Source organism: Campylobacter sp. BCW_6465 (assembly GCF_001762815.1).
Classification (GTDB): Bacteria; Campylobacterota; Campylobacteria; order Campylobacterales; family Campylobacteraceae; genus Campylobacter_D; species Campylobacter_D jejuni.
On sequence record NZ_MJXN01000019.1, the window covers coordinates 1 to 991 of the forward strand.

The following is a 991-nucleotide window of genomic DNA, read 5'->3' on the forward strand; positions in this document are numbered from 1 at the left end:
TTTTACAAAACATCCCTTCTATGCTTGAAAGCATTCCTTTTCAAAGAATCTTAAATGAAAGAAAAAACAAATTCGAAAATGCTATAGTAGTTTCTGCAGGACCTAGTTTAGCTAAACAACTTCCTTTACTTAAAGCTTATCAAGAAAAAGCAGTGATCTTTTGTGCTGATGGGGCTTTAAGTATGCTTGAAAAAGAAGGCATAGTGCCTGATTATGTTACGAATTTAGATTTTACTGATTTAGCAATGAAATTTTTTCAAAATAAAGAAAATAAAACTTCTTTAAATATGCTTTCATGCGCCACGCATCCTAGTTTGGTTTGCGCACTAGATAATAAAAGTGTGATTTTAAGAGATGATCCTTTATACCAACGCTTCAATCTTAACGACTTTGGTTATATTGATACAGGTACTCATGTAAGTCATTTTTCTTATACCTTAGCTTTGGCTTTAGGATTTAAAAATATTATCATGATAGGACAAGATTTAGCCTTTGATGAAGAAGGAAATTCACATTCAAAAGGTTTTGATTTTGGGGAGAAATTTAGCGGTGAAGAAAATATAGACAAACTTAAAGTCCCAGCCTATGCAGGTAAAGGTGAAGTTTTAACTCATATGGATTGGAATGATTATCGCATAAAACTTGAATATCTTTTTGCTTGCAACAGTAAAGAAGCTAAATTTTACAATGCTACTGAAGGTGGAGCAAGGATTAATTTTACTGAAGAACTTTCCTTTAAAGAATGTTGTGAAAAACTCCTTACAAAAGAAAAACCTAAATTTGAACTTCCAAAAAGTTTAACTAAAAATAGAAGTGATAAACTCCTAGTTAAATTCAAAGAAAAAATACAAAAAGATCAAGATAATGCTAACAGATTTTTAAATGATGCTTTAGCTTTAAAACAAATTTTAGAAAATATACTCAGTAAAGATTTTATTTTACCTTTGGAATTTTTAGAAAAAGTTTATCAAAATATAGAAAATTTCAATCA

The 991-nt window shown here is 29.3% G+C and carries 1 protein-coding gene; it reads left to right on the forward strand.

Annotated features, from left to right (window positions below; translation table 11 throughout):
- The coding region (locus tag AJ886_RS01860) for a motility associated factor glycosyltransferase family protein (protein ID WP_148124015.1) at positions 1-991 on the forward strand (991 nt) is incomplete at both ends.